General features: G+C 52.9%; 5 protein-coding genes (1 of these 5 running past the window's edge). All 5 read right to left on the bottom strand.

The genetic code is table 11. The features are described 5' to 3' along the window. Positions 1-687: the 5' portion of a hypothetical protein gene (locus tag FBQ85_23280; GenBank protein MDL1878066.1), read on the bottom strand. 15 nt of this gene lie to the left of the window's left edge; the window shows 687 of its 702 coding nt (coding positions 1-687); it begins with the start codon at positions 685-687; its stop codon lies off the left edge, out of view. Between the two features lie 46 nt (positions 688-733). After that, positions 734-943, bottom strand: coding sequence for a membrane protein insertion efficiency factor YidD (gene yidD / locus FBQ85_23275; GenBank protein ID MDL1878065.1), 210 nt, complete (start codon positions 941-943; stop codon positions 734-736). A gap of 34 nt (positions 944-977) precedes the next feature. After that, positions 978-1,334, bottom strand: coding sequence for a ribonuclease P protein component (rnpA, locus tag FBQ85_23270; protein ID MDL1878064.1), 357 nt, complete (start codon positions 1,332-1,334; stop codon positions 978-980). A 1-nt stretch (position 1,335) separates the two neighbouring features. Then, positions 1,336-1,479, bottom strand: coding sequence for a 50S ribosomal protein L34 (locus FBQ85_23265; protein MDL1878063.1), 144 nt, complete (start codon positions 1,477-1,479; stop codon positions 1,336-1,338). A gap of 488 nt (positions 1,480-1,967) precedes the next feature. Continuing rightward, positions 1,968-4,541 (bottom strand): efflux RND transporter permease subunit (locus FBQ85_23260; GenBank protein ID MDL1878062.1); only part of this gene is annotated, 2,574 nt, incomplete at its 5' end.

Here is a 4,541-nt window from a genome sequence, read left to right as displayed (position 1 = left end):
AGTATCTGTCATATCATTCTGCAGGTTCGGCTCCGTCGTGCCGAGGCCTGTGTGCCAGCGCAGATTGTAATGATAACCATCCACCAAATCCTGCACATTCTCCAAGGTGATTGCCAGACCAACGGCATATTCCCCTCCGGAAAAACTATAGGCCTTGCGCACGAGTTTGCCCGGCGCAATTTCACGCTCAAACGTAATCGTGCGTGCTTCACCGGCGGCAAGCTGGACCAGGGAATCATTACACGAAAAATTATATTGGCTTGTGTTGAGGCTATCGAATTTGCTCGGGAGTATGATGGAGAGATTATTCACGCCGTTTTGCACGAGCAGAATGGGGTCGCCATTATGATAGGAATATTCTTTGAATTGCCATTCTTTAATATCACCGCCGAGCGTTGACAGCACGCCGCGATACAATGGCGTCTCGATGATGATGTCGCGCGCTAGTTGTGTTTCAACCGGCAACGATTCGAGCGAAGCTTGCACGGAGGCAATCCGGCTTTCGCCTCCGACGGCCAGACTTTCGGGCATTACCGGCTCCAAGGCCGGGGAAGCCACGCCGGTGGTGTCGCTCGGAGCCGGCGGCAAGTGACCGTACCGCCAACTGTGGTAAAAATCGCTGGTGAAAATGAAAAAGATCACCACAATCAACAGCGTCGCCAACAGTGTTCTTTTGTCGAATTCCATTATTGAGGCCTGCAAGAAAGATTAATAATAAGAGCGCATAAGAAGCTCATGGAACCGGATCGTAACCGCCGGCATGCCAGGGATGGCACCGCAGAATGCGCTTTATGCCGAGATAAGTTCCCTTCCATGCCCCGTGCTTCGCGATGGCCTGGCAAGCATATTCTGAGCAAGTCGGATAATAACGGCAAGAAGGCGGGAGAAGGGGCGAAAGAAAACGCTGATACAGCCGGATTGTGAATACCAAAATCGTTTTCATCGGAGGAACAACAGGACGGAGCCGGTGTGAAATTCTATCGCTGCACACTTTTTTTGGGAATGATTTTGCCCAGCCGTCGCATGTCCGCGCGCAACGCCGCGAAGCTCGCCTCAATCACCTTTTCGCTGCCGATAAAAACAACTTCCGCGCCGCCTGTGAATTCATGCTTTTCGAGGCGATAGGCCTCGCGCAAGCGACGTTTAATCGAATTGCGCGTGACCGCGCTTTTGATGCGCCGGGCCGTCGCAAACGCTACGCGCCGGCGCTCAGCCGCGCGCCAAACAACATTAAAACATTTACCACGCTTGAATTGCCCGCTTTCAAACAACTCATGAAACAACTTGTCGCCGCGCAGGATTTCCCGCTTGGGAAGATCATGCTTGCGGGTCATCTCATTCGTCACTGACGGTGAGGCGTTTTCTGCCCTTGGCGCGGCGGCGCGCAAGCACTTTGCGCCCGTTTTTCGTGGACATGCGTTCGCGAAAGCCGTGCTTTGCTTTGCGCTTACGATTATGCGGTTGATACGTACGTTTCATCGGATCACTTTCTGATGAGAATGAAAAATTAAATGCCCGGTGATTTCTATAGACAAGCGTCAAACTTAGCCTATTCTCGCTGAAAAGTCAAGCAGTTTTTCGGGCAAAAATCAAGCATCTCCCATACCGCAAGCCGTTGGTAATACTGTGCCAACTACAAAGCCTGCCCAACCATTTTCGATCGGGTAGGCTCTGTAAAAAACGTTCGCCTCAGGATGGATCAATTTTTGGCGCTGCTCCTGCTACGGCTTGACAGTTGCATCAAAAATTCAAGAACTCTATGCCCCCATGTCTCAACAAAGTCGAATGAGGGCGTATACCGATCTTCAAACACGTTGAAAAGCGAAGCTCTTCGAGCAGCTTCAAACTCTGGCCACAAAAGCGGAAATCCCACAAAAGCAAAAAAGCTTCTTTTGTGGGATTTAGGTTTTGTAGACAAAAACTTGCAAAATTTTATTCGATGCTTGAAAAACTCGTCGCGCTCGAACTTACGCCACTTCTGTCCTTATTCCCTCAGTCATATGCTCAAATTTGCCGTTAGTTGCCGCGAACTTGCGCCGTGCCAATCTCACGCGCAACCCTTCGACATAGGTGTAAACGACCGGAACCAAGACCAGCGTCAGAAGCGTCGAGCTGATCAATGCGCCGATCACGGCAATCGCCATGCTTTGACGAATCTCCGAACCCGCGCCCAACGCCATGGCCAGCGGCATCATGCCGAGCACCATAGTCAGCGTGGTCATGAGAATCGGGCGCAGGCGAGTAAATCCGGCTTCGAGCAAAGCCTCGCGCACAGACAAACCGCGGCTGCGCTGATCATTCGCACGATCGACCAGCAAGATGGCATTTTTTGTCACCAAACCCATGGAGAGCAACAAACCAATCATCGAAAACATATTCAGCGTTTGGCCGGTAAGCGCGAGCGCCGTGAGGCTGCCCACCAGCGCCACCGGAATCGAGAACATAATCGTAAACGGGTGAGCATAGCTTTCAAACAATGCCACCATAATCATGTAGACAAATAACGCGGCGAACATGATCGCGATCATCATGTCGCGAAACATATCCTGCATGTTTTGCACATCGCCGGCATAAGCAATGGTCACGCCTGGCGGCAGCTCGATATCAGCGCCGCGCGCTTGAATCGCTTGCGTGATTTGTCCGAGCGGCGCTTCACCACTGAGTTGTGAAGAGACCGTAATCAAGCGCTCGCGATCTTTGCGGCTGATCATCGTCGGGCCTTTGCCGTAATAAACCTCCGCAACCTGGCTGAGAAAGATGCGTTCGCCGCGGTAATTGACCAGCGTTACTTTTTCAACATCCGCGGGATTATTGCGATTCGTTTTTGCCAGCACCACCCGCGTGTCGAATTCGCTGTTGCCGTCCTTGAATTTTGTTGCGATGTCGCCTTCGAGCGCAGTACGCAGGGCCACGCCGATTTCTCCCAGCGTCAGGCCAAATTGCGCCGCGCGATCGCGATCAACTGAAACCTGGATTTCCGGCTGGCCCTCTTCCCATGAACTCTTCACGTCGCGCGTGCCCTTCACATTCGCCGTGATGTGCACGACTTGCTCGGCAACCTTTGCCAGCGTTTCAAGATCCGGCCCCTTAACCTCGATTTGCAAAGGCGCTTCTTGCGCTGCGCCAAACATGCTGATCGGACTCATGCGCACTTGCAAGCCTGGAATTTTAGCCGCGTGCTGCGCGATAATATTCATGACTTCTGCCGTGCTGCGCTCGCGCTCACGCTTCTCCTTGAGCGTCACTGCAATTTGCGCCACGTTCGGGCGCCTCGCGCTGGTCCATTCGTTTTGGGATTTGCCCACGGTGGCAAGATAACGCGTTACCTCCGGCAAATTTGCCAGCAGGCTTTCAACGCGCTGGGTGGCGTTGTCCGTGAGATCCAGCGCCGTGCCAATCGGCATTTCAAGGTTAATGGCAAACTCGCCGCGATCAGCCTCACTCATAAACTCGCTGCCCACCAAACCGAGCGGCACCAGCGTCAAACTCGCGATCAACAAAACAAAACTTGTCGCGACAATGGTTTTGCGGTGATCAAGACTCCACGCCAACAAATGGCGATAGCGTTCATTCAATTTATCCTGCCAGGCCTCGAACTTGTCGATCATGTTGTGCAACCAGCGCCAGCGGAACGTTGTGCGGCCGGCACGTGACCACTTGGAAGCCAGCATCGGTGTGAGAGTAAACGAAACGAACAGCGAAAGCAGCGTGCTCACCACGATGGTCAACCCGAACTCTTTGAAAATTTTTCCCACGATGCCGCCGATCAAAGCAATCGGCAGAAACACCACGACATCCACCAGCGTGATCGCCATGGCGGCAAAGCCAATTTCGTTGCGTCCCCGGAGCGCGGCAACTTTAGGCTCTTCGCCATGCTCGAGGTGGCGATGAATATTCTCCAGCACAACAATGGAATCATCCACCAGAATGCCGATCACCAGAGCCAGGGCCATCAACGACACCAGGTTGATGGTAAAGCCGAAAATCTGCATCATGATGAAGGTGGTCACCAAACTCGTGGGAATCGAGAGCAGCACGATAAACGAGTTGCGAAAACTGTGCAGGAAGACGAATAAAACCAGAGCCACCATCAACACCGCCAAGCCGAGATCGCGCTTGACTTCATCAACAGAGTGCAAAGTGAATTGCGTGATGTCTTGTGCGACTTCGAAGTGAATATCGCCCCGTTGTTCGGCTTCGATTTTAACCAGTTCTTCCCGCACGCGCTGCGCAACTTGCACAGAGTTGGAGCCGGATTGGCGCTGCAAATACAAACCGATTGCCGGCTCGCCATTCAGGCGGGTGTAGGTGACATCTTCGTTATAGGTATCGAGCACGGTGGCAACATCGCGTAAATAGATTTTGCTGTCGCCTTGCGCTGCCAGCACGATGCTATTCATCGCTTCCGGAGATTTGAACTGACCGGCGACACGCACGATGTACTGGCTCTCCGGAGAATTGATTTTTCCAGTGGGGAAATCAAGATTCTCGCGTTGCAGCGCCTGGCTCACCTGCACAATCGAAAGATTGTAGGCGCGCAA

This window comes from Cytophagia bacterium CHB2, assembly GCA_030263535.1.
GTDB lineage: Bacteria > Zhuqueibacterota > Zhuqueibacteria > Zhuqueibacterales > Zhuqueibacteraceae > Coneutiohabitans.
This window is presented reverse-complemented; position numbering and strand designations above follow the sequence as displayed.